Origin of the sequence: Ensifer sp. ENS10, assembly GCF_014852025.1 — a bacterium.
In the GTDB taxonomy this organism is placed as follows: Bacteria; Pseudomonadota; Alphaproteobacteria; order Rhizobiales; family Rhizobiaceae; genus Ensifer.
The window spans coordinates 1-24029 of sequence record NZ_JACVAS010000017.1; the positions used below are offsets into that span (position 1 = coordinate 1).

26 protein-coding genes and 2 pseudogenes are annotated in these 24029 nt (G+C 61.9%); 6 read left to right on the forward strand and 22 right to left on the reverse strand.

The annotated features are described in order from the left end of the window. Nucleotides 1–347: IS30 family transposase (locus tag IB265_RS33965; protein ID WP_192495999.1), on the forward strand; the 347-nt coding region annotated here is incomplete at its 5' end. 165 nt (nt 348–512) lie between these two features. Here the strand turns inward: IB265_RS33965 and IB265_RS33970 are convergent. Continuing rightward, nucleotides 513–1211, reverse strand: coding sequence for a TetR/AcrR family transcriptional regulator (locus tag IB265_RS33970; protein ID WP_057251137.1), 699 nt, complete (start codon nt 1209–1211; stop codon nt 513–515). Between the two features lie 192 nt (nt 1212–1403). Here IB265_RS33970 and IB265_RS33975 point away from each other — a divergent pair. Beyond that, nucleotides 1404–1879: pseudogene (locus IB265_RS33975) on the forward strand (RidA family protein). A gap of 122 nt (nt 1880–2001) precedes the next feature. On the opposite strand, the gene IB265_RS33980 reads toward IB265_RS33975, so the two are convergent. The 9 genes from IB265_RS33980 to IB265_RS34020 form a co-directional block, all read right to left on the reverse strand. Continuing rightward, nucleotides 2002–3360 carry an MATE family efflux transporter gene (locus IB265_RS33980; protein WP_309140576.1) on the reverse strand — a complete coding sequence of 453 codons (1359 nt, stop codon included), beginning with the start codon at nt 3358–3360 and terminating at the stop codon, nt 2002–2004. After that, the gene (locus IB265_RS33985; protein WP_192496000.1) at nt 3361–3939 is read right to left on the reverse strand and encodes a peroxidase-related enzyme; all 579 of its coding nucleotides are present in this window, start codon (nt 3937–3939) and stop codon (nt 3361–3363) included. Nucleotide 3940: 1 nt separating this feature from the next. Beyond that, nucleotides 3941–4447, reverse strand: coding sequence for a CMD domain-containing protein (locus IB265_RS33990; RefSeq protein WP_057251141.1), 507 nt, complete (start codon nt 4445–4447; stop codon nt 3941–3943). A 33-nt stretch (nt 4448–4480) separates the two neighbouring features. Next, nucleotides 4481–5953, reverse strand: a complete 1473-nt coding sequence (locus IB265_RS33995; protein WP_057251142.1) for an NAD(P)-binding domain-containing protein — start codon at nt 5951–5953, stop codon at nt 4481–4483. 13 nt (nt 5954–5966) lie between these two features. Next, the gene (locus tag IB265_RS34000) at nt 5967–7037 is read right to left on the reverse strand and encodes an ABC transporter ATP-binding protein (protein WP_112994734.1); all 1071 of its coding nucleotides are present in this window, start codon (nt 7035–7037) and stop codon (nt 5967–5969) included. Between the two features lie 5 nt (nt 7038–7042). Beyond that, nucleotides 7043–7834 (reverse strand): ABC transporter permease, encoded by a 792-nt coding sequence (locus tag IB265_RS34005; RefSeq protein ID WP_057251144.1) that lies wholly within the window; start codon nt 7832–7834, stop codon nt 7043–7045. A 10-nt stretch (nt 7835–7844) separates the two neighbouring features. Beyond that, the gene (locus IB265_RS34010) at nt 7845–8825 is read right to left on the reverse strand and encodes an ABC transporter permease (RefSeq protein WP_082615841.1); all 981 of its coding nucleotides are present in this window, start codon (nt 8823–8825) and stop codon (nt 7845–7847) included. A gap of 77 nt (nt 8826–8902) precedes the next feature. Further along, nucleotides 8903–10003, reverse strand: coding sequence for an extracellular solute-binding protein (locus IB265_RS34015; protein ID WP_112994736.1), 1101 nt, complete (start codon nt 10001–10003; stop codon nt 8903–8905). 23 nt (nt 10004–10026) lie between these two features. Beyond that, nucleotides 10027–11061, reverse strand: a complete 1035-nt coding sequence (locus IB265_RS34020; RefSeq protein WP_110881189.1) for a LysR family transcriptional regulator — start codon at nt 11059–11061, stop codon at nt 10027–10029. Between the two features lie 260 nt (nt 11062–11321). Between IB265_RS34020 and IB265_RS37880 the strand changes: the two are divergent. Continuing rightward, nucleotides 11322–11476, forward strand: a pseudogene (locus tag IB265_RS37880) (NAD/NADP octopine/nopaline dehydrogenase); the annotation flags it as partial. Nucleotides 11477–11501: 25 nt separating this feature from the next. Then, entirely contained in the window at nt 11502–11639 is a 138-nt protein-coding gene (locus IB265_RS36545; protein ID WP_156414639.1) for a hypothetical protein, read from the forward strand. A 79-nt stretch (nt 11640–11718) separates the two neighbouring features. Here IB265_RS36545 and IB265_RS34025 read toward each other — a convergent pair whose 3' ends face one another. The 12 genes from IB265_RS34025 to IB265_RS34075 all read right to left on the reverse strand — a co-directional run bounded on the left by IB265_RS34025 (nt 11719) and on the right by IB265_RS34075 (nt 21786). After that, nucleotides 11719–12774 carry a S9 family peptidase gene (locus tag IB265_RS34025; RefSeq protein ID WP_192496001.1) on the reverse strand — a complete coding sequence of 352 codons (1056 nt, stop codon included), beginning with the start codon at nt 12772–12774 and terminating at the stop codon, nt 11719–11721. A gap of 170 nt (nt 12775–12944) precedes the next feature. Further along, nucleotides 12945–13277, reverse strand: a complete 333-nt coding sequence (locus IB265_RS34030; protein WP_057251147.1) for a cupin domain-containing protein — start codon at nt 13275–13277, stop codon at nt 12945–12947. Nucleotides 13278–13287: 10 nt separating this feature from the next. After that, on the reverse strand, nt 13288–14292 hold the full coding sequence (locus IB265_RS34035) for a zinc-binding alcohol dehydrogenase family protein (protein WP_057251148.1): 1005 nt from the start codon (nt 14290–14292) through the stop codon (nt 13288–13290). A 27-nt stretch (nt 14293–14319) separates the two neighbouring features. Then, nucleotides 14320–15198, reverse strand: a complete 879-nt coding sequence (locus tag IB265_RS34040; protein ID WP_057251149.1) for a 3-keto-5-aminohexanoate cleavage protein — start codon at nt 15196–15198, stop codon at nt 14320–14322. Between the two features lie 39 nt (nt 15199–15237). Beyond that, nucleotides 15238–15942 carry a catechol 1,2-dioxygenase gene (locus IB265_RS34045; protein ID WP_210334677.1) on the reverse strand — a complete coding sequence of 235 codons (705 nt, stop codon included), beginning with the start codon at nt 15940–15942 and terminating at the stop codon, nt 15238–15240. Beyond that, nucleotides 15897–16106, reverse strand: coding sequence for a dioxygenase (locus IB265_RS37885; protein ID WP_200964178.1), 210 nt, complete (start codon nt 16104–16106; stop codon nt 15897–15899). The genes IB265_RS34045 and IB265_RS37885 overlap by 46 nt, the downstream gene beginning before the upstream one ends. A 106-nt stretch (nt 16107–16212) precedes the next feature. After that, on the reverse strand, nt 16213–16986 hold the full coding sequence (locus IB265_RS34050) for a glutathione S-transferase family protein (RefSeq protein ID WP_192496002.1): 774 nt from the start codon (nt 16984–16986) through the stop codon (nt 16213–16215). Nucleotides 16987–16997: 11 nt separating this feature from the next. Beyond that, entirely contained in the window at nt 16998–18041 is a 1044-nt protein-coding gene (locus IB265_RS34055; protein ID WP_192496003.1) for a branched-chain amino acid ABC transporter permease, read from the reverse strand. Further along, nucleotides 18041–18919, reverse strand: a complete 879-nt coding sequence (locus IB265_RS34060) for a branched-chain amino acid ABC transporter permease (protein WP_057251151.1) — start codon at nt 18917–18919, stop codon at nt 18041–18043. Before IB265_RS34060 ends, IB265_RS34055 begins: the two co-directional genes overlap by 1 nt. An 11-nt stretch (nt 18920–18930) precedes the next feature. Further along, the gene (locus tag IB265_RS34065) at nt 18931–19659 is read right to left on the reverse strand and encodes an ABC transporter ATP-binding protein (protein ID WP_112994741.1); all 729 of its coding nucleotides are present in this window, start codon (nt 19657–19659) and stop codon (nt 18931–18933) included. Continuing rightward, a complete protein-coding gene (locus tag IB265_RS34070) occupies nt 19659–20405 on the reverse strand; it encodes an ABC transporter ATP-binding protein (protein WP_112994742.1) in 747 nt (248 codons plus the stop codon). The genes IB265_RS34065 and IB265_RS34070 overlap by 1 nt, the downstream gene beginning before the upstream one ends. 97 nt (nt 20406–20502) lie before the next feature. After that, a complete protein-coding gene (locus IB265_RS34075) occupies nt 20503–21786 on the reverse strand; it encodes an amino acid ABC transporter substrate-binding protein (protein WP_192496004.1) in 1284 nt (427 codons plus the stop codon). A 252-nt stretch (nt 21787–22038) separates the two neighbouring features. Between IB265_RS34075 and IB265_RS34080 the strand changes: the two genes are divergently transcribed. Further along, the gene (locus IB265_RS34080; protein WP_112994744.1) at nt 22039–23079 is read left to right on the forward strand and encodes a LacI family DNA-binding transcriptional regulator; all 1041 of its coding nucleotides are present in this window, start codon (nt 22039–22041) and stop codon (nt 23077–23079) included. A gap of 107 nt (nt 23080–23186) precedes the next feature. Next, on the forward strand, nt 23187–23933 hold the full coding sequence (locus IB265_RS34085; RefSeq protein ID WP_246806135.1) for an SDR family NAD(P)-dependent oxidoreductase: 747 nt from the start codon (nt 23187–23189) through the stop codon (nt 23931–23933). Nucleotides 23934–24029: the final 96 nt, after the last annotated feature.

Consider the following 24029-nt stretch of genomic DNA (forward strand, 5'->3'; position numbering starts at 1 on the left):
GACCGATCATGGACAAGATCATCGAAACGTTCTCTCCCTTGCCAGCCTTTGCCCGGCAGAGCTTCACCTTTGATCGCGGCACGGAGTTCGCCGGCTTCAGGGCTTTGGAAGATGGCATCGGCGCGCGGAGCTGGTTCTGCGACCCCAGCGCGCCGTGGCAGAAAGGCGCGGTGGAGAACGCCAACAAGCGCATCCGCCGCTTCATGCCAGGCGATACCGACCTTGCAGGCGTGTCGCAACGCAAGCTCATCCAGCTTGCTCGCCATCTCAACGACCAGCCGCGAAAGTGCCTCGACTACAGAACACCGGCCGAAGTGTTCCGGGCACATTTGCAAGAGGGACGCTGAACCCCTACCCTGAAAATCGGCGTGTTGCACTTCAGTTAGGATCTCCCTGGCTATTTAGTAATGCGACAGTTGGGCCAGTTAGAGATGCGACAGTCGTCGCCCCGTTCTCCCTCTTGTCCTCGCCGCTAACAGCACGTCGACAAGATTGCCTCGCCGCGAGCGTCCTCACTGTTTCGGGGTCAGGCCATCGAGAAGGAAATCGAGGCCCTTCCTGAAGGTGCCGTCCCAATCGTTGTCCAGCAACAGCCGCGAGCGCTCGATCGTCGGATAGCGTTCACTGAGCTGCGTAAGGCGCTGCTGCGCGGCCGCTTTGTCTTCGTCCGATCGGTCGAAGCTCGCGAGCGTGACGGTGGCGCCCAGGACATGGTTCCAAAGCGACCAGATTGTCACGTTTAGATCCGCGTCTGCGACACCGGCTCTGGACAAGGCCGTGCCGAGCAGCTCCAGACGGCCGAGGACGTTTGCGCCAAGTGCCCGGCTCGGCAAAAGCAATGCCGACCAAGGATGACGCAGCATGCTGGCGCGCCAGTCTTCGAGCATATGGACGACTTCTGAACGCCAGTCCTGGGACTCACCTGTTTGCCAAGGGCCGCGATATTCGAGCACCGAGTCGAGCGCGAGATCGAAGACATCCTCCTTTGTGTCGACGTGCCAATAGAGGCTCATCACCCCCGAGCCGCAGCGATCGGCCAGCCGACGCATCGTCAACCCGTCGACGCCTTCAGCGTCCAGCAGTTCCACCGCGGTCGTTACGATACGTTCTAGAGAGAGCGAGGCGTCGCTACGCGGTTCCTGCCCGGGTTGGCGTTTCACATTTGCCCGTGGTGATCGTTTCGTCCGCGTGCCGCTACTTTTGGCCGCCATTCCGTCTTCCTCGTCAATCAGTCCATCGAATTTGGCCGGAAACACGATGAATGTCGACCCTCGCCCGTTGACTCGTACGCTGTACGATGCAAATAAATCGTACAGCGTACGAGTCGTTCGTCAATGATCGGGCTCATGGTCAAATCATGCCGGCGGGAGAGCCGTGCTCATGGCGTTGGGAGCGAGAAAATCATGTCACGCACAGTCAAGCATGTGCTTATCGGAGGGCTAATCATCATGAATATCGGAATCCCCAGTGCGGCAACGGCGAATGAGAGCAAGCTGACCATTGTCAATCCCAAGACCCTCTACGACCCCACGCCGAACGGCTATAGCACCGCGGTGGTCACGCCCCCCGGTGCTCGGGTGGCCTACATTTCCGGACAGGGCGGCCAAGACGGCACGGGCGCTTTGTCACCCGACTTCGCCGTTCAGGTTAAGCAAGCCTATGCGAATTTGCGCGCGGCCCTTGATGCGCTCGGCGCACGCCCGGATCAGGTCGCCAAGCTCACGATCTTCGTGGTTGACCACGACATGTCAAAGCTTGGCGTATTGACCGAGAACGTCAAGGAAATGTTCGGCACGGCGCTGCCGGCACAGACCCTGGTTCCCGTTCCCAAGCTTGCCCTATGCTGTTCGAGGTCGAAGCCGTCGTCGTTCTGCAGTAGGAATGCGCGGACAAGGTCCGCGAGAAATTGTCTATAGAGCATCGCTTCCAGCGGGGCGTGAGATGCAACCCGCACCGCTGGACTTGCGCCCTGCCCTGGAACGACGCACCCGAGCGACGCAATCAACGAGGCGCTACCGTACCTGTCTGAAACGTACGGTCGGCCAACCGTGGCAGCATAAGTCGAAACGCAAGGCTGCGGGCACTTTGGAACAGGATCAGCGCGATCCATAGTCCGTCATTGCCGAAGACAGGCTGTAGGACCGCCCAGGCTGCAAAGTAGATGACCAGCGACGCCACCATCAGGTTTCGCATCTGTCGCGACCATGTGGCGCCAATGTAGACGCCGTCCATCTGAAAGGCGACGATGCCGAAGATCGGAAGTGCTGCGACATAGGGCAAATACCTATGCGCGAGCGCGGACACGCTCTCCGTTGGGGCGGTGATGCCGATCACCCAGTCGCCGGCGGCAAGCAGCGCGAGTGCCACAAGACCGGCGAAGACGAAGCCCCACAATGTCGTCAGTCCCACCGCACGATCAAAGGCCGGCCGATAGCGTGCGCCGACCGCGCGGCCGGCAAGCTGCTCCGCCGCTGTTGCCACCCCGTCGAGAAAAGCGACGCCGAAGAAGTAGAAGCGTAGAAGGATCGTATTCGCCGCAAGAATCTCGATACCGAGCATGCCGCTCTGGCGCGTGAAGAAGGACAGGCCGATCAGAAGCGCGAAGGAGCGGATCATCATGTCGCCATTGACCGAAAAGGCGCGACGGAAAGCAGCAAGGTTCGGCAGGTTCCATGCGGTTCGGTCGGTCTTCGCCCAGACGAGATAAAGTCCAGCCAGCGCAGTAACCGCCTCGGCCACCAGCGAGGCGGCCGCAACACCCGCCACGCCCCAGCCGAGGCCCAGGGCCCAGTAGATGCTCAACGCTGCATTCAGCGCATTCAGCAGGGTTTGCAGGATCATGCCCCAGAGCGCGTCGCCACGTCCGATGATCCAGCCGAAGACCACGAAATTGAACAGCACGAAGGGTGCCGACCAGACACGCCAGGCGAAATAGGTGGCGGCCGCCTCGGCGACCTTTCCTTCCGCTCCCATTGCGGCAAGGCCAAGCGCGCCGAGCGGCTTCTGCAGCGCGAGCAGCGCCAACCCCGCGACGAGCGCAATAATGAGACCGCTGGCGAGCATGCGCTGCTCTTCGCGCCGGTCACCCGCCCCTAGCGCCTGCGCGGTGAAACCTGTGGTCGCACCACGCAGGAAGTTGAAGGTGACGAAGATGACGTCGAAAATGACGGTGGAAAGCGCCACGCCCCCGATCAGGGCCTCATCGCGCAACTGACCAATGACGCCGGTCGCGACGAGCCCGACGAGTGGGCTCGACAGATAGGCGATCATCATCGGCAGCGCGATGCGGAGCACGTCGCGATGGGTGATGTCGAAGGGGCGGACCGTAAAGCCCGCGTGGTCGGAAGGCGCGTGTCCCACTCAATCCAGCCGGTGCGGTTCGCCGAGCGTATGCATCAGCCGGTTGGCCCAGCCGAAGATCGCGACCGCATGAATGAGATCGATAATCTGGAGGTCGTCGAGACCGATCTCGCGCAAATGGTAGAACTGGTAGGCACCGACATTGTCGGGATGGGCCGTAAGGTCAACACCGAAATTGAACAGCGCCTGCTCGAATTCCGGCAGGTTCGCGTCGAGGCCGCGGTCATAGATTTCGTCCACCACCTCCGGCCGCCTTTCGAGCTGGATGTAGCGAGCCGCGTGGACGGACGCGCAATAGATGCAGCGATTGACGAAGGAGGCGGCGAGCGCTCCGATCTCCCGCCCGCCGCGGGAGAGCCCGCCCTCGCTATACATGATGTCGTTGAAGAGCGGCGTGCGCTCCTTCAAGGTTTCCGGCTCGTTGGCGAGCACCAGGACATAGTCCGAGATCTTCTTGTTGGAGGGCGTGATCTTCAGCGCATCGAGCTGTTCGACCGTCGCCGTTTCGACATCGACCGGTTTGACATAGGGCTTCCAGTCGAGGGGCTCGATGGTGAATTCGTGTACGGGTTGCGACATCTCAGTTGTCCCTCAGCATCTTGAGGCCGGCCACCACCAGCACCTGATAGTTCACGAAAGCGATGAGGCCGGCGAGCGTAACGATGTCCCGGTCGTCGAGCCCTGCGGCGGTGAGCTTTTCGATGTTGGCGCGCGTCGCCTCCTTCGGGGAAAGCGTGACAAGATCGACATGGGCGAGGATCGCAACAAGGCGCGTATCCGCACCTTCGGCCCCGTTGCCTGGATTGGCGATCGACACCAGGGCGGAGCCCCCCTCCTCACTCTCGAGCAATTCCCGGAAGTGGGCGGCGAGCTCCTGCGACTTCCACAGTGCCGCCATGCGTGCGGCAAGCGCTGCCCTCAGCGCATAGGAGAAGTTGCGCGCTTCGGCGGGACGAAGGGCCGCCTGGTAGCTCGTCTGGCTCAGGTGCTTCAGCTTTGCCCGCTGTTCGCGCAGCGCCTGAAGGTCGGGGAAGCGATCAAGGCCTAGTACGGTATCGATCACGTCGTTTGTCGATGGAGCGGTCATTGGCTTTTCCAGTCGTCTGAAATTCGGAGGGGTTCATGCCGTCTTCTGTGCCGGCGTTGGCGCATCGGCATCGACCCATTCGGTCCCGTCGAGTTCCGGCTTCTCGTAGGCGATGAGCGCTTCCCAATGGTAATCAACGTCACGAATGAAGAGCGAGGCGGCAACACCGCGCGCCAACCACAGGGCGCCCTCGCTAATGGCAGGGATATCGCCGCTGACCTTGCCGACGCTGACGGATGCGCCGTAGTTGAAGCAATGGATATCCATCAGCCAGGGTGCTGCACCCGGCTCCTTCTCGGTGAAGGAGAAGTCTCCGTTCAGCCAGGGGAAGCGCCCAAGTCCGGGGTTCTCCTCGCCTGCCGGCGGCGTATAGCGGTGCTCCCAGCAGGCGATCTGGTCCTGATAGGGCGCTAGCTCGCCGCGGCTCCATGGATCGATGGTGAAACCCGTGCCGAGAATGACGAAATCGGTGCGGAAGACGCGGCCGCTGGTGGTGGTGATGACGACCTCGCCGCCCTCCTCCTTCATCGACCGAATACCGCAGTCGAAGTGGAAATAGGCGTTCGCATGCCGACTGACGCGCAGCGTCGAGTTGTGCGGCGCCGGCGTCTGCTGCTTGGCCGCATAATCCATCAGGCGCCAGCGCCATTCCGGTGAAATCTCGGCAAAACCTGCGGTGACCCCGTAGGAGCCGATGCCCATCAGCTTGTTGACCGTCGGCATCTCCTTGCGGCGGGCGAGAAGGCGCACCTCCCCTGCCCCCTGCTCCAACGCTTCTGCCGCATTGTCGACCGCCGAAGCGCCGACGCCGATGACGACGACGCGTTTGCCCTTCAGTCGATCGAAGTCGATGTCGTCGGCCGAATGCGCCCAGGAGGTATGCCGCTCCATGCCCCTGACGAAGTCGGGAATAGTCGGCTCACCCAGACCGTCGCGGCCGGTGGCCATCACCAATTTGCGGGTGACGATCGCAGGCTTTGCCCCACCGGCGATTTCAAGTTCCAGCAGCCCGTCGGCGCGCGGCACGACGCGGGTGACGTGCGTGTCGTTCTCGACCGGAATGTCCATCACATCGCGATACCAGCGCAGATAGTCCATCCACATCGGGCGCGGAATCCGGAACAATTCCTCCCATTCCGCTTCGCCATGGAGTGCCGTGAACCAGGCACGGAAGCTGAGCGAGGCAACCCCGAGCGCCGGGCCAAGAAGGATCTTCGGCGAGCGCAGCGTTTCCATGCGTGCGTAGGTTACCCATGGCCCCTCGAAACCCCTGGGCGCACGGTCGACGATGCGCAGATTGGCGATGCCGGCGCGCGTCAGGGCATGCCAGGCGACAAGCCCGCACATGCCGCCACCAATGACGACCACATCGCTCACCGGGTCGCCGGCCGAGGTGGTGACGAGCTTCGACCAATTGGCTGGCGGGTAGTTGAGATAGCTGAGATCCTGCCTTACCCGCGCGTTCAGCTCCGCAAGCCGTTGCTGTTGTTGTAGATTGTTGATCATCCCGGTCTCCAGTTCAATTCGCCAGCAGGACGGCGTCCCGGTCGCGCCAGCCCACCCACACGTCGTCACCCTCGATATGCGAAAGCGCGACGGGATCGATCTGGACAAGAAGGCTGCTGCCGTTTTCGAGAGCGACGGTCAGCGTGGTGTGCGCGCCCTTGAAGACACGCTGATCGACGCGTCCCTTGAGCGCCGGCCGTCCCTCGGGCTTGCTCGACAGGCAGTAAAGCGCCTCCGGCCGAAGCGCCAACGTGGCGCGTTCACCGGGCACGGGCGACGTCCCGTTCACGTCCGCGTGCACGACATTGCCGCGCCATTCGACAGCAGCGATTCCGTCCGAAACAGAGACGACGGCACCCTCGAGGAAATTGCTCTGGCCGATGAAATCCGCGACGAAGCGGCTGCGGGGCCGGGCATAGAGCTCATCGGGGCCGCCCATCTGCTCGATCCTGCCCTTGTTCATCACGACGATGACATCGGACATGGTCAGCGCCTCCTCCTGGTCGTGGGTGACGAAGATGAAGGTCTTGCCGGTCTTCTGCTGGATCGATTTCAGCTCGATCTGCATCTGCTGGCGCAGCTTCGCGTCGAGGGCCGAAAGCGGCTCATCGAGCAGCAGCACGTTCGGATCGGGCGCCAGCGCCCGCATCAGGGCCACGCGCTGGCGCTGTCCCCCGGAGAGCTGGGCGGGCATGCGCTCGGCATGGTCCTGGAGCGAGACAAGGGAGAGAAGCTCGGTGACCCGTTTGTGGATCGCCGCGTGCTGCATCCCCTTCAATTCCAGGCCGAAGGCGATGTTGCGGCCGACCGTCAGGTGCGGGAAAAGCGCGTAGTCCTGGAAGACGATATTGACGTTGCGCTTGTTGGGCGGCAGGTGCGAGATCGGCTTGCCTTCGAGATAGATCTCCCCTGAGGTCGGGCTATCGAAACCGCCGAGCATACGCAGGGTCGTCGACTTGCCGCAGCCGGACGGGCCGAGCAGCGTGACGAACTGGCCCGGCTCTATCGCCAGGTCGAGATCGTCGACGGCGGTAAGGGCCCCATAGGATTTGTTGACGTTCTTGAAATGGACGACAGGCTGCATTCGCGTCAGCTCCTGGAACGGCGGGTGAAATGCTCGGCATAGATGCCGATGGCGGTGGTGACGACGAGAACGATCGTTGCCATGGCGTTGATTTCCGGCGACATGCCCCCTTGCACCTTGGCGAAGATCAGCATGGGCAATGTCGGCTGGTAGCCGCCGAGGAAGAAGGTGCGGACGAAGTCGTCGATGCTGGTCAGCACGCAGAAGATCATGCCGCCGAAGAGCGCCGGCATCAGATAGGGGATGGTGACGCGGAGGAAGGCGATGAAGGGATCGGCACCGAGATCGCGCGCCGCATCCACGAGATTGGCCGGCATCGAGCGCAGCCGCGTCAGCACCATGATGACGACGAAGGGCACGGCATGGACCGTGTGTGCCAGGATGATCGCGAAGGTGCCGGTCGGAATGTCGACGGTGCGGATGAAGATGCGCATGGAAATGGCGTTGATCAGCCCCGGCACCACGGCGGGCAGACAGGCGAGCGCGAAGATGACCGCCTTGCCCCAAATGTTTTCCGCCGAAACGAGAAGCGCGATCCAAACGCCGATGATCGTTGCCGAAACGGTGGTGGCGAGCGCGATGCCGATCGAATAGAGCGAGGCTTCGAGGAACTGCTTGTCCTGGACCACCTTGGCGTACCAGGAAAGGGTCCAGTTGCCGATCGGGAAAGCGATGAAGTTCGCGTCCTTGAAGCTCATCGCCGTCATCAGCGTCAGCGGCAAGACCAGATAGACGGCGAAGATCCAATAGGACGCGCCGAGCGCTGTTTTGGGGAGATCGTTGAAATAGGTTCGCATCGGCCCGCCCTTACATCAGCCGGACCGAGCGGCCGCCGACGATCCGCATGAAAAGTCCGACGGTCGTCAGCGACACCACGAGCATTATCATCGAGAACGCAGCGCCTTCCGGCCATTTGTCGTTCGACCCGTGGAACAGCGTCGCGATGACCTCGGGGAAAATGACTGAATTCGGGCCGCCCAGCAGCAGCGGCGCGGCGAAGACGCCGACGGCGGTCAGATAGACGAGGCTGCAGCCGGAGACGATGCCGTCCTTCGAGAGCGGCAAGATGACCCGGCGGAACCGTTGGAAGGGTCCGGCACCAAGATCGGCCGCCGCCTGGATCAGCGGCGTCGGGATCTTCTCGATCGCCGAATAGAGCGGCAGGAGCATGTAGAGCGCAAGCAGATAGATGACGCCGAAGCTCAGCGAAAAGAAGGTGTAGAGCATCGGGATCGGCCGGTCGATGAAGCCGAATTCCCTGAGGAGCACGTTCAGCGCTCCACGATTGGCAAGCAACATGATGACCGAAAAGGTACGGATCAGCTCGCCGGCCCAGAAGGGAATGAGCAACAGCAACAATGCCCGCATCCGGTTCTTCGGCTGCACCACCTTCGCGACGTAGTAGGCGACGGGATAGACGATCACCAGCGTCGAGATCGTGACCACCGCGGCAAAGACCAGGCTGCGGACGAAGGGCACGAAATAGAGCCGGTCGGAAAAGAAAAGCCCGTAATTTGCCAGCGTGTACTCGCTGCTCTTGTCGGGTTGCGGCGGATAGTTGGCGAGAAGGCTGATATTGGCCATCTGCAAGATCGGCCCGATGTGCAGCATGGCGATCCACAGAAGCGGCACGCCCGCAAGCACGGCGAGACGCACACGTCGGCTGTCGACGAGAAGCCCGATCGTGTTGCGATAGAGTCCCGAACTCGCCGCCCTGCCGATCCATCCGGCGTAGCGCGGTGCCGTCGGCAAACCGACGGATCGCGGTTGCGTTGTCGTATCCAGCATTCTTTTGTTCCCGGCTCTGGAAGAGTCCATTTTTTATGGGTGACCGGCCGGAAGACCGGTCACCCAGAAGGCCGCAGTCAGGCTGCCTTGATCTCCGCAGCGGCCTTGTCGATCATGTCGTTCTTCATGTCGCGGTTGATCGAGCTGAAGAACTGGATGCGTTCGACCTGCTCGGGCGGCAGCGACAGGGCCGCGCGCTCCTTGTCGTTCAGCACCTTGTCGACCCCGTCGAAGGCCGAAGAGAAGCCGGACTGACGGGTCATCGCCGCGCCGATTTCCGGCGAGGACAGGATCGCATCAAGGAAGGTGTAGGCGGCGTCCGCGTTCGGCGCGTTGTTGACGACGTTGAACGAATAGAGGAAGCCGAAGGTCCCTTCCTTGGGCACCGAGATCTCGATCGGATGGCCGTCCATGACGAGCTTGGCGGCCGGCCCGGACCAGGCCTGCGCCAGATAGATGTCCTCGTTGACGAACATCTGCTGCAGCTCGGAGCCCGCATCGTAGTATTTGCGCGCCTTGTCCTTGTGCTGGATCAGGAAGTCACGCGCCTGGTTCGTTGCGGTCTGCGCTACATCGGGCTTGTCGCCATAGGTCACATAGTCGCCGTCATTGCCCTGGTAGCGCATGACGATGGAGAGGAAGTCGCTGACGATGTACGACGTCAGGTTCTTGTTCTCGTCATCGAACATGATGCCCCAGCTATCGGAGGCCTTGGCGTATTCCGTGTTGCGTACGAGACCCTCAAAGCCCGCAAGCAGCGGCACGCCGAAGGTCTTGCCGTCCACGGTGAGCTGCGGCGCACCCTTGTAGGCGGCGGCAAGCTTGTCCCAGTTCTTGAGCCGCGCGGTGTCGAGGGACGCCAGCAAGTTGGACTTCATGAACTGAGACAGGCGGTGGCCGGTAACGGTCACGATGTCCGTGGAAGGCGTGGCACCTTCGGCGGTCAGCAGGTTGTACTGCTTTCCCTGGTCGTCGGTCAGCCGGATGCGGACCTCGATGCCCGTATCCTTCTGGAACTGGTCGATGAAGGACTGCGGTACGAATTTGTCATAGGTCGTGATGTTGACGACCTTACTCTCAGCAAAGGCGGGACGGATGATCGATGGCGCGGCCAATACGCCTGCGCCCGTCGCCAGCAGTTTCAAAGTCGAGCGGCGGGTTACGTCCAAATTTTTCATGTCGTTCTCCTCATTTTACGAGCTCAGTTTTCGTTCTCGGGCGTGTCGAGCTTTTGCTCCCCTTTATTTCGCTGCCGGTTGTCCGACAGCGTGCCATCGCCGGCATTTCGGCCGGCGAAGGTCTTTTCGGCGATGCGCGCCATCTGTCGCGGATCGTGGACGGTGAAATCCGGCATGCGCTCCGATGCGATCCGCGCGATGCGTTGAACCAGTTCCTGGACGCCGGCCGAGAGCGGGCGCGAGGCCGCCGACAGGATCGCCCAAAGGAAGGGAATCTCGACATCAAGCGGGCGAACTGCGACGGGCGCCGATTGCAGGCCATAGGCCGTCGCTGGCTCGATGATCGCGACGCCGAGCCCGAGCGATGCGATCTGCACGGCATTGTTGGCCGCATTGGTCGCGATGACGCGATTGGGCCGCACGTTGGCCGCCTCCAGTGCTTCATCGACACGGCGGCGCAAACGAAACGGATTGGCCATGGTTATGAGGGTGCGTCCGGCGAGGTCCGCGATCGAAATCACGTCCTTCGCAGCCAGAGGATCATGCGGCGCTACCGCGGCCACGCAGCGCCCCTCGAAAAACCCCTGCACTTCCAGCCCCGGCTGATCGGCCGGCAGAGAGGTCACGCAGAAATCCGCAGTGCGCGCGAGCACCGACTGCACGGCCGCTTCCGCCGGCATGCTGCGAAGCTGGATTGTGTGCGGCAGAAAATGCTCGGGTAGTTCCGCAAGCGCGATCGGGATGATGCCACTCGCAAAAGCCGGCGTTGCGGCGATCTCGATCGGCTCGGGTTCCTTGCCGGCAATCGCCTTGGCTCGATTGCGCAGGTGGCCGATGCCGCTGAGAAAGCGTTCGGCATCTTCGTGGAAGGCAATCCCCTTGTCGGTCGGGGAGATCTTAGGTCCATTTCGCTCGAACAGCGCAAATCCAAGCGACGTTTCCAGATCCTGAATAAGCCGCGTCACCTGCGACTGCGATCGGTCAAGCATGCGGGCGGCGCCGGTGATGCTGCCTGTCGACATGACTGCGAGAAAGGCCTCGAGATCGCGAACTTCCATGGACTATCATGCGCCCCATGCATTGTGACTGACTCATACTGCATAAAACGCATTCTATGCGCTAGTGACAAAAGACAAGTTTCTTTGTTGGAGCCGTTCGTAGAAAATCCGCTCAGCCGGCTCCTAACGGGACACATCGGCTCTTGGTCCGTTTCAATGACCGCGAGGGCCGATCTGCGAGAGCGACGGGAGCGATTGCAGGGAGGGGTTTATGCGTCTCGGTGTTCTCGGCGCGGGTGCGATCGCTTGCGACATGGCGCCTTTCCTCGCCAAGGCCGGTCATTATCAGTTCGCACAGCTCCTTCGGTACGCTCTATCTGCCGCGGCGGCTGGCACGGAGGGCGTAAGCTTACCCATCAACGTCTGGGGCATGACGCTTCTGACCGGCCGTCAGCAAGCTGACCAGCCTTCTCTGCCGCATCGTCGGCCAACCCGCATCGTTGCTCGAGGCCAGCCTGTTCTCGGCGGCGATGGGCCGCAATCTCGTGGGCGACAACGACCTTTTGCCCGACCTCGCGCTCGACAAGCTTTCGCCGACGGCACTGATTGCGCTTTGTGAGGAATGGCCGTCCGCGTAAAGCGACCGCCCAAGCGGCGTGCTTTGGTCGGGCGCCCCGGCCGGGCCAGCCGAGACGGCCATAATAACAGACCTTGCGGCTATTGCCCGCTCAAACGCTCCGCCACCCAATCGGCGACGAGCGGGCGATAGAGCCAAGGGATGTTGTTGCAGACGTGGTTGCCCTCCTCGAATATGTGTAGCCCGGCTCCACGAGAGCAGATGTCGGCACACTTCGCCGCTTCGGAGGATGGGAAGATCCTGTCACGGCCGCCGTGAAGAATGAGAGCCGGCACAGTTGGCGGAGCGCAGCCCCTAAGCGTAAAGCAATCCGCGCGCTCGCGGACGTTCTCGCCGCCAAGTGAGAAGCGCATGTTGTCTCGATAGACTTGCGGGAGTTCGCCCCAGAACCCGCCGAGATCGAAGAAGCCGTTGATGGAGACGATGCCAGCCACGGTCGGGACCGACGCAGCCGCACGCAGGGCGAGAAAACCGCCGAAGGCCATGCCGACGAGGGCGACCTTTCCCGAAAGTCTCGGATGCGCTTCTACCGACGTGATTGCCGCCTGAACGGCCGGACCGATATCCGGGCGCAACGCTCCCATCGAACGCCCCTCGCCCTGCCCGGGACCGTCGAGAGACATGGTGGCAACACCGCGGGCATGGAAATGCCGCTCGAATGCCGGAAACTCCTCCTTGGTCGAATCCGAGCCGGGGATGATCAGCGCCAGCGGATAGCGGCTTTCTCCCTTCGGGATCCGCAGGGACGCCTGCAGGACCCCGCCTTCGAACGGTACGGCGATCATCTCGGCCGGCGGATCGAGCAAGGGAGCGGCGAGGCGGTAGAGTTCCACCTTCCGAGCGGCTGCCCTCGCCTTGGCTTCAAGGTCCTCGAACGCCATGAACTGTCCGAAATGATAGAAAAGGCTCGCGCGGGCATAGGCCTCGCCCGCTGTTAAGTGGCGACCGACAGCAAGAGCCATATCGCCGAGTTCGGCCTGACGCTCGCCCTCTTCGCTCCAAGTCGAAAGCCATTTTTGCCATACTCCGGCGCGCTCGATCACCGCGCGCGCCGTCACCGACGGTATCCCGGCAACCTCCATGCGCGGGAGCCAGTGCTCGACGACGCTGGCCAACCGGTTTTCACTCTGCACCATGCACGTCCTCCCGTATGCTGAAATCTTCATCGAGCCGAACGTCACCGATCACCATTGCTCCCGGCGCGATACAAAATCGACCGTCGCTGGGAATGCGTGGCTCACGCACCCCCAGCCTGTACCGACCCGATGACCCCATCAATGCTCTCCACCAGTCTTCGGCGACGCTCTCAGGTCGGCATGGCGAGCAGGATGGACGCCGGCGCATTGGTGCGGTTGACGAGCGCGCGCGCCTCGCCGGGTGCCAGCCGGCAACTGTCGAGAAAGCCGAGCGTGGCGCTCTCGGTGCCGGTTTCGACCGTCACCTCGCCCGCAACGACGATGTAGATCTTTTCGACCGTGGCGTCTTTCAGCGAGGTATGGCCGCCAGGCAGGAGGTGCGACAGGCCGATCCAGATCGTATCGGTCGTCGTCGCCTCCTTTCCCTGAAGCCGCAGACAATGCATGCCGTAATGCTCTGCCGCCTCGTATGGCTTGGCGCCGCCATAGCGTGTCACCTGCATCGCCCGCTCCTTAAGGTACCAGCAGCACGCGCTCGGGCGTGCCGCGCAACACCGAAGCATAGGCCTTGGCGGCATCGGAGAGGCCGTAGACGGTCGCCGGATTGATGGGGAACGGCTTGAGCTTGCCCTCTTCGAACTTCGGTTTGAGCCTGTCGAAGATGCGCGCGCCCTCGACGGAAGACAGTGCCAGCGTGTCGATGCCGATATATTTGTGGCGGCCTCGGAAGAAGTTGAAGATATCGAAAGGCACTGCGCGATCGAAGGTGGAGATGAACACCTGTCGAGCCTGCTTCGCCATCGCGTTGTTGGCGATTTCGAAATAGGGGCTGCCGACCGTGTTGAAGACGATGTCGGCGCCGTGGCCGCCGGTCTTCTCGCGCACGATCGCGGCGACATCATCCTTGGCGCTGTTCAGCATCTCGACGGGCGCGTTGCTATGCGCCAGCAGCGGCTGCTCGTTGTATTCGACCGCAAAGACCTTGGCCCCCGCCATGGTCGCCAGCTGGATGACCGCCTGCCCGACCTTGCCATTGCCGCCGCAGACGAGCACGACATCCGTCGGCTGCACGCCGCCGGCTTCGCGCAGGCCCTCATGGGCCGTGATGAAGGGCACGCCGATCGAGCCTGCTTCCTGCATCGTGAAATTCGCGGGCTTGGCACGCACGGCCTTCTGATCGAGCACCATCCATTTGGCGTGGCTGCCGTCCTGGGTGATGCCGAGCTCGCCGCCGCCACCCCAGATCTCCATGCCAATCATCGACGACGGTCCTTCGCGCACTATGCCGCCGAAATCGCGACCGGGCGTGCGTGGCCAGACGGCGTGCGGCATATGTCCGAGGGATGCTTTCACGTCGCTGGGGTTTACCCCTGCGGCCATGATCTCCACCAGCACCTGGCCCGGTCCCGGTCGCGGGACTGCAACGTCGACGACGTCGATCTTGAGATTGTCGAGATCGGGGGATTTTTCCGTCACCCTCAATGCCCGGGCGATCTTGGCGTCCACCTGAATGTTCATTCTATGCCTCCTTGGAGATGTCGATGCTTATGCGCGCAGTCCGAGGATCTCACGGGCCTGGGAAGGCTCGGCGATCCTTCCGCCGAGCTTCTCGATCAGGTCTCTTGCCCGTTCGACCAGTTCGCCATTGCCTTTGGCGAGCACGCCCTTGGCGATGTAGGAGTTGTCCTCCAGGCCAACGCGAACGTGACCGCCGAGCAGATAGGCCTGGACGGCCATCGGGAACGACATTCGACCGACACCGAACCCGGTCCAGACGGCGTCGCCGGGCAGCATTCGGGCGGCGGTCGCCATGACGTCGGTGGTCGACGGGAAGCCGTACTTGACGCCGGTCACGATCGTGAACATCGCCGGCGACTTCAGCACGCCCGCTTTCAAAAGGTCCTGTGCGAGCTGGATATGCCCGGTATCGAAGACCTCGAGCTCCGGCTTGGAACCCGCCTCGTTGATGATGTCGGCCATGATCTTTACGTTGGCCGGCGTGTTGATCACGACTTCCGACCCGAAGGTCATGGTGTTGAGATCGAGCGTGGCGATGTCCGGTTTCAGCGCGACGATGTGCTCGACCCGCTTTTCCGGCCGCATCAGCGTGGTTCGTGGTCCGGCGACCGCCGGGTTCTCGTCGCTCGGGTGATAGCGTCCGCCCGGCCCGGTCGTCACGTTGAGGATCAGCGCCGTGTTTTTGGCCCGTATGCGCTCGACGACCTCGCGGTAGTATCCAAGCTCCATGGAGGGCTTCGCCGTAACCGGGTCCCGCACGTGAATATGCGCGATCGCCGCACCGGCATCGGCCGCTTCCAGGCAGGAATTGGCGATCTCCTCGGGCGTGACGGGAAGTGCGGGGGTGTTCTCCCGGGTCGTAAGGTTACCCGTGACCGCACAGGTAATGATGACGTTCTGCTGCATCACAGACTCTCCTTCCCAAGGAATGATCCATTTGATCCGTCAGCCATGATGCGCCACCACCTTCTTTCCGGAGATCGGAGGCACCGGCAGGATCGATTGGCCCTCCACCAGTTTGAAGTGATAGTTGCAGCTGTAGAATGGCGCCTGGGCGCCCGGAAATCCGGAGTCCGGACTGTCGTGCCGGAAGAATTTCCCGACAATCTGCTGTTTCGCGCCGAAAACAACGTCGGTTAGCAGGGCTTCGTGACTGTCGGAAAAGATCTGGGTGACGAGAGTCTTGTAGCTGGGTGCCGAGACGATGAAGTGGATGTGGGCCGGACGCATCGGCGCCCGCTTCTGTGCCCGCAGGAGGTCGCCGACCGGGCCACCGGTTGGAACCGGATAGCCTGCCGGTTTCACGGACACGAAATGAAAGTTTCCATCGCTATCCGTCGTGAGCCGGCCGCGAAGGTTGAAGTCGTCCTGCGTCTCGTCCTGGTTCTCGTAGAGCCCGACTGGGGACGCCTGCCAGACATCGAGGGTTGCCCCCTCGACGGGCCGACCGGCGGGATCCGTCACACGACCCGTGAAATAGAGCTTAGGCCCAGGCGTATCGGAGCGCGCGATGCAGTCGCCGTTCACACATTTCGGCGCGCCACCGCGATAGAAAGGCCCGAGAAGCGCCGACAGCGTCTCGCCCTGCGTCCCGTCGATGTTGATCAGATCGATGAGCGTCGATGCGCCGAGCACGTCGGCGGCAAGCACCGTTCGTTGTGGGCCTCGTTGGTCGCCTGTCCGAGCGCCGTGATCCAGCGCAGGGCGTATTCGAACTCTGCCTCTGTCGGACGCGTCTCCAGCAGAAATGCATGCAGATGGCTGACCATCGCATCCATGAGCTGTTTGAGCCGCGGATCGTCTCCGTGCGACATGGCGGCAAGCACCGTCGGCGCGACGTCGGTTTCCTTCGAGATCAGTTTTTACTTCGGGGCTGATATGGCTGTTCATCCTGTTCTCCTTTCCGCATCACTGGCCTGACTAGGAGACCCGAAGTTCGGGCTTCGCCGACCTCAGGTGCGGGTATTTTTCGGTCAGCAGCGACCCGTAGTAGTAGGTCTCGGTGAACGCATCGGTTGCGCGGATGGCTTCGAGCCAACGCTGGATCGCCGGCGCATCCGCCCACATCGAGGAGAGACCGATATCGTCCATCCGGACGATCACCGGCATGATCGCGATATCCGCCAGCGTCATCTTATCGCCCATGATCCACGGTCCGCCATTGTCGGAAAGCCAGCTCGCCATGCGCTGAACACCGCGTTGCAGGCGGCCGAGCGCTTCGTTCATTTCCTGCTCCGGGAAGCCGGTGCGCCCCATCTTCATCAGGAACTCGCGACGAAGCGGCTTTGCGTCACAGACCGCCTGGAACTCCTCTGCCGTCATCGCCTGGTAGTGCGGCAGGAAGGCGAGGTTGTAGGAAGGCACCCGGATCGCCGGCGTCGGTACTTCGTCGATGAAGCGCATCATCGCCCGCATCTTCGCCGCTTCGAAGGCGTCCCATGGTCGAAACGCACCTGGGAGAATGTCCTCGAGATAATCCATGATGACGGCGGAGTCGGTGACCGCACGGCCCTGGTGAACGAGCGAAGGCACCACCCCGTTCGGATTGATCGCGAGGTATTCGGGTTTCAGCTGATCGCCGTTGAACAGATCGAGCTTGTGCTCCTCGAATGCGAGGCCCTTCGCGTGCAGAACGTATCGCACCCGTTGGCTGCACGTCGATTGAGGAGCGTTGTAGAGAATGAAGTCCTGCATGGTCGCCTCCATCAATCCCAGTCGAGGACGCGGGGCAGCTTGCCCTTGCGGGCCAGCGTCCCGATCACGCCGTTGGGGAAGAACATCAGTCCCAGGACCATGACGAAACCGGTCGCCATGATGTTGATCTCGGACGCGCCGAGCGTCGCCACGAAGATTTCGTTGAAGGCGACGATCAGAATCGCACCCACGACAGGCCCGGCAATCGTGCCCTTGCCGCCGAGGATGCACATCAGCACCAGGTTTGCCGAAACGAGGATAATCAGGAAGATGTTCGGCCGGAGATAGGTGAGGTATTCGCCCCAGACAGCACCCGCCATGCCGACGAAGAATGCCGACAACGCGAAGGCAAGGACCTTGTAGAATCGGGTGTTGATGCCGGCGCTCTCCGCCTTGACCTCGTCCTTGGAGAGCGCGCGCAGGCCGAGCCCGAACTTGGAATGCTTGATGCGATAGGTCGCCCATACGGTGAAGGCAGCCATCAGCACAAAGGCATAGTAATAGGGCAATTTGGCAGTCTCGACCGGCAGGTCGGTAACCGGCAGCGACAAGCCATTGGCGCCGCCGATGAACTCCCAGTGATCGAACAGGATACGGGCGATCATCAGGAGCGCGATGGAGGAGATGATGAAGCTCGGGCCGCGAACCTTCAGCGTGATGAGGCCGATGAGATAACCGCAGACGGCAGCCACCAGCCCGGCGAGCGGTGCCATCAGCAGCGATGAGATCCCGTATCGCGCCAGGAGCACGCCTGAGAAATAGCCGCCGATCGCGAAGAAGACCGCGTGTCCGAGCGAGATGTAGCCGGCGAAGCCGCCGATGATGTTCCAGCCGCTGGCCATGACCGCATAGGAGGCGGTGAACAGCACGAGATGCAGCAGGTAGTTGTAGTTGCCGGTCAGCTGCAGGAGCGGCAGGGCGAGCAGGACACCGAGCACGGCCACGGGAAACCATGTGGCGCGGGTCTGGTCATGCTGGCGCGCAAGCTTCTGATTGTGAATGCGACGGGCCTCGAGCACCGAGCTCGCGTCGGCTTGTTGCAGGTTTGCGGCCATTATGCCAACTCCGGTTTTTCGCCGAACAGCCCCTGGGGACGGATCAGCAGGATGACGAAGAGTGCGAGAAAGAAGGTCATTGTCGACCAGGTGGCGCCCACCCAGGTGCCGACGAAGGCGGCGACGACCGAAAGAAGGAGCGAGGCGACGACGGTGCCGAGCACGCTGCCCATGCCGCCGAGGACGACGACCGACATCAGCATCGCGATCCATTCCCACTGCTTGGCGGGGAAGAAGCTGAAGACGAAGCTCACCAAAGAGCCTGCAGCGCCGGCAAGCCCGATCCCGATCGCGAAGGCCACCATGCTGATCAGGTTGACATTGACGCCGAGAAGCTCGGCAGCCTCACGGTTCTGGGTCGTTGCGCGGATGGCGTAGCCAAGCCGCGAGTAGTTGAGGAACAGCGTCAGCGCACCGATGATCGCCAGCGACACTACCCCGGCATAGAACTGCCCCTTCGGAATGAACAGGCTGCCGATGAAGAAGGCATCCGTCGCGTAATCGGGCGAAGTCACGCGCTGGGTGTTGGTGAAGGCGGCACCGAGGAAACCTTCGACGATCATGGCCAGTGCGAAGGTCAAAAGCACTGTCATTTCCGAGTAGCGCGCGCTTTTTGCCTGGCTTTCGAACATGAGGCGGTAGAGAAGCACGCCGATTGCAGCCATGATCAGTGCCGCGATCGGCAACGTCGCGATCGGGTCGAGACCCCAAAGCTTGAATGCCCAGTAACTAACATAGGCGCCGCAGATGATCAGTGAGGGGTGTGCCAGGTTGACGATGCGCATGACGCCAAAGACCAGCGAAAGACCGGATCCCATCAGCGCGATCACGCCGCCAAGGGCGAGGCCGAGTATCAGTATCTGAAGAATGTCTGTCATCATGTCCTCCGCTACGCGACCTTGCGGCCGCCGAGGTAAAGTTCCTGGATGCGCGGGTCCGCCAGTACCGCTTCGGCCGGCCCTTCGAAGAGGGTGCGGCCGAGGTCGAGGACAACGCCCCAGTCGGAATTCTTGAGGCCCATCATCGCGTTCTGCTCGACGAGCAGCACCGTGACGCCCTCCTTCGACATCATCTTCATGATGTCGAACATCTCCTGGACCACCTTCGGCGCGAGTCCGAGGGAGGGTTCATCCAGCATGACGATGTCCGGCTTGACGATCAGCGTCCGCGCCATGGCAAGCGTCTGCTGCTGGCCACCCGACATGGTTCCGGCATGCTGATCGGCCCGTTCGCGCAAGACCGGGAAGCGCTCGAGGATTTCGTCGATGCGGCGGTCGCGCAGTTTCGTGTCGTCGAGCACGTATCCGCCCATGCGCAGGTTTTCGCGCACCGTCATCTTCGGAAACAGCGCGCGTTCCTGCGGCACAAAACAGATGCCCTTGCGAAGGATCTGGTCCGGGCGCAGCCCGTTCAGACGCTCGCCCTTGAAGACGACATCACCCTTGCGGATCGTCAGCATGCCGCAGATTGCCTTCAACAGCGTGGACTTGCCGGCGCCGTTTGGGCCGATGATGCAGTGGACCTTGCCAGGCTCGACCGTCAGACGGGCGCCATCAAGGATGGCAGGGCCGTCGCCGTAGCCGGCAGTGATGTTGGTGACTTGCAAAAGATCGTTCATCAGGCCGCTTCCTCTTCCAGTATGCCGCCCAGATAGGCTTCGAGCACATGCGGATCGCGACGCACCACATCGGGCGTGCCGTCGCAGATCACCCGCCCATGCGCCATGACGACGACGCGGTGCGAAAGCCGCATGATCAGGTCCATGTTATGTTCGACGATGAGGACCGTCAGCCCCTTGGCGTTCAGCGCCTTGATGTGCCCGACGATCTCCTCGAGCAGCGTCGGATTGACGCCGCCGGCCGGCTCGTCCAGCAGGATGATCTTCGGATCGGCCATCAGCAGCGCGGCCAGATCCATCAGCTTCTTCTGGCCGTAGGACAGGTTGTGCCCGTCCTCGTAGGCAATGCGGTTGATCCCGAGGAAATCGAGGATCGACATCGCCTTGTCCCGCTCCTCCGCCGAGATCGCGGGCCGAAACAGCTCCGTGAACCCGCGGCAGCGCGCCTGGACGATCACGTTTTCCAGCACCGTCATGTCGGCGAGATTGCGTGAGATCTGGAACGTCCGGCTAAGACCCTTTGCGGTGATCTTGTGCGGGCGCAGATTGTCGATCCGCTCTCCGTCCAGCCAGACCTCGCCGGAAGTCGGAACAACGGTGCGGCTGATGCAATTGAAGGCCGTGGTCTTGCCGGCGCCGTTCGGACCGATGAGTGCCGTGATCGAGCCTTTCTCGACCGTGAAGCTTGCGCCATCCACGGCGCGAATTCCGCCGTAGTGCTTGCACAGGTTCTTAACCTCGAGCATGCGCGCGATCTCCTTTCAGTAGATATCTCAGTAGTAGATGCCTGCCGATCGGGAGGGCGCGCCGCAGGCGGAACGCCCTCCCCTATCTGGCAAACGGTCAGAAACCGGACTTGGGATAGCGGAACGGCACGATACCCTCGAACTGACCGGTCGGGTAAACGAAGGTCAGCTTGCCGTCCTGCCACTGCGTCATGATGTGCGCCTTGTCGACGGGTAGGCCGAGATCGTTCCAGCTGAAATTACCGAGAACCGTCTGAACCGGCTGCTCCTTTGTGCGGCCGTGCAGCCATTCGCCCATCTTGGCGTTATCCGTGGTACCGGCCCCGACGATCGCCTGCTCGATGCCCTGGCAGACGGCGAAGGGAATGGCGCTGTCCTCATCCGGCTCGACGCCGTATTCGGCTTCGAATGCCTTCACGAAATCCGCATTGTCGAACGGCTTTCCGGCGAGCGTACTCTTGAAGGGAACATCCTTGTGCCAGGTGGTGTGGATGACGACACCTTCGGCCGCATCCTTGCCGACACCCTCGATGAATTCCGTCTGCGCGCCCTGGCTGAGATAGACGAGCTTCGCTGATGCACCGACGGTCTTCAAGGCGCGCATGAGCTGAACCGCTTCTTCCGCAGAAGCCGTCAGGCCGACGATCATTTCCGCGCCGGAGCGCTTGATCGAATTTGCAAGGTTCAGCCAGTCATTGAACCCTTCTTCGGGCCACTCTTCCTCCATCACCACTTCGATACCGGCTTCCTTGAAGTAACCGGGAGCGAGGTCGGCGATTTCCTTGTCGTTGGCCGGATCGATCACCTCCTGGCCGAGGAGGCCGGTGGCGATCGCGTTTGCGAAGAAGTCGTCCGCGTGGACGACCGCGACAGTCTTCGGCGCATCCGCCGGGTCCTTGATCTCCTTAAGGAGGCCGATCACGTCCTTGCCTGTATATTCGGCGGCATTGACCTGGAAGTAGAAGAGGTTCTTGTAGCCCTGGGCATAGATCCGGAGTGCCCCGCCCGAGGGAACCGGGTGAACCATGTTGTACTTGGACAGAACGTTGCCGACCGGAAAGGTCAGGCGGCTCGAAAAGGTGCCGTAGACGGCATCGACCTTGTCGACATTGATGAAGCGTTCGTACTGGTTGATGGCCGTTGCCGGATCAGAGCGATTGTCGCTGACAATCAATTCCACCTGCTTGCCGAGAATACCGCCCGCTTCGTTGATGAGCTTGTTGCAGAGCTCATAGCCCCGCTTGTGCTTCTCGCCGCTGACCGAAAGGCCACCGGTAATCGGCAGTGACGCTCCGATCCGTATTGTTTCCGCAGCGCTGGCAACGGTGCTTGCTGCAAGCACACTGATGGTTGCTGCCGCGATCAGCCGATTGATTCCCATTTCTTCTCCTCCCAGAGGTTTGCGTGCAATCGTTTGCATTCGAGTAAAAGACAAATCGCCCAGCTCCGCCGGACGCCACGCACGCCGTGTGTTCGATCGACGGCAGGGCAGCTCCTCAACTCCTTGCCGAAAACCAAGTGTGCAAACGATTGCACGTCCGCGATTATGCGTACCGCTTGCGCTTTGTCAAGCGCCCATGCGAACGATTGCAAAACTCCTGGCAAGATTTTAAATGGAGGAGCGAGGTGATACATGCAAAAGAAACGAACCACCCTGAAGGACATTGCGCGCGCGACCGGCGTTCACGTGTCGACCGTGTCGCGCGCGCTTGATCCCGCTGAGCGAAAGAGCATCACGCCGGAAGTCGTGGCAAAGATCCAGGCGGCGGCGGAACGGTTGGACTATCGCCCCAATCGCATTGCCTTCGGGCTCCGCACCAACAGGACGATGACGGTCGGCGTGGTCATCCCCGACATCACCAACCCCATCTTCCCACCGATCCTGCGCGGAATCGAAAGCGTTCTGGAACCGCTCGGATACGCGTCGATCATCGTCAACACCGATAGCGAACGCGAGCGGGAAGTTCGTCTTCTCGAAGTGCTCAGGGACCGTGGCGTCGACGGCCTCATTCACGCGGCGGTGCTCAGAAGCGATCCCTCAATTGCCAGAGCCGCCCAGGATGGTCTCTCGGTGGTGACGCTAAACAGACGCGTGGAACGTTCGAACATCCCCTACGTCATCAATGACGAGGACATGGGCATCTGCGAGATGCTGCGCCACCTGGCGAAGCTCGGCCACCGGCGGATCGCGCATCTTGCCGGACCGCAGGATCTCTCGACCGGCCAGCTGCGCCTCGCGGCGTTTCGCAGCGCCGCCGTGAGAATGTCGATCGACTTCGATCCGGAACTCATCGTTACCGCCATACGCTTCGACGAAGACGAAGGCGCCCGCTGCACGCGCGACCTGCTTGCCTCCGGGCACGATTTCACGGCCGTGCTCTGCGCAAACGACCGCCTGGCGCTCGGCTGCATCGACGTTCTGCGAGAGAATGGCCTCGATTGCCCGTCGGACATTTCCGTCAGTGGTTTCAACGACATGCCATTCCTCCATCTGGCGCGTCCACGGCTGACAACTGTCAGGATCCAGCAATACGATGCCGGCATCACCGCCGCGTCGATCTTGCTGCGCCTGATGAATTCCGGCGCAGACGACGATATCCCCTTGGAGACCGTGTTGCCGGTGGAACTCATGGAGCGCGACAGCACAGGGCCGGTAGCTGCGCGAAGTCGCTGACAATCGTTCCCTGCCGAACGGTCGCGCGCTGGTTGTCAACAGTGTCGGATTTCATTGGAGAGCCCCTCTCCTCTCCAGGCTCAAGCCTTATGGCGTATCCGCGGTCCTTGGTTGGAAAGACAGTTCTCCTTATCGGCGGAAACGGTGCGATCGGCGCCGCGACAGGGCGCCTGTTTGCGGAGGCAGGCGCAACGGTTCTCATCACCCATACGCCGAGCGAACAGAGCGTCTTGAGCGCGGATGCGGCGCATTCTTCCTTTGCAAACGCGGAACGTCACGCGCGCTACGCCGCCGACATCACGGATTCCAGCGCCCTTAGCGGCCTCGCCAGCACCATCGAACAGAAATTCGGCCGGCTCGATATCCTCGTCAATGCGGCCGGTTTCACCAAGCCAATCGCCCACCGGGATCTCGATGCACTGACCGACGAACTGATCGACGACATTTTCAAGGTAAATTGGCGAAGCCAGTTCGCAGCCATCCGGGCCTTCGCCCCTCTGTTGAAAAAGTCCGGCGATGGGCTCGTCGTCTCCATCTCGTCGATCGCAGCCTTCACCGGCATAGGGTCGAATATCGCCTATTGCGCAGCCAAGGCTGGTATCGACGTCATGACCAAGCCCCTCGCCCGCGTGCTGGCGCCGGAGGTCAGGGTGCTTGCCGTTTCTCCCGGCGTCGTCGACACGCAATTCGTTTCTGGGCGGGGTTCGGGCTTCAATGAGAAGGTCGCGGCCTCGACCCCGCTCGCCCGCATCGGCGAGGTCGACGATATTACTGCGGCCATCCTGGCCTGTGCGACGTTGCTCGGTTTTTCCACCGGTCATATCATCCAGGTGGATGGCGGTCGCGCGCTCTGACGCAGCAGCAATATCCGCGCGATGGAGCGACGGGGCCCGAAAGCCCGGCTCCGTCACCGTGTTCAATGTCTGGTTCAGGGAGAGCTCAGTCCCTCG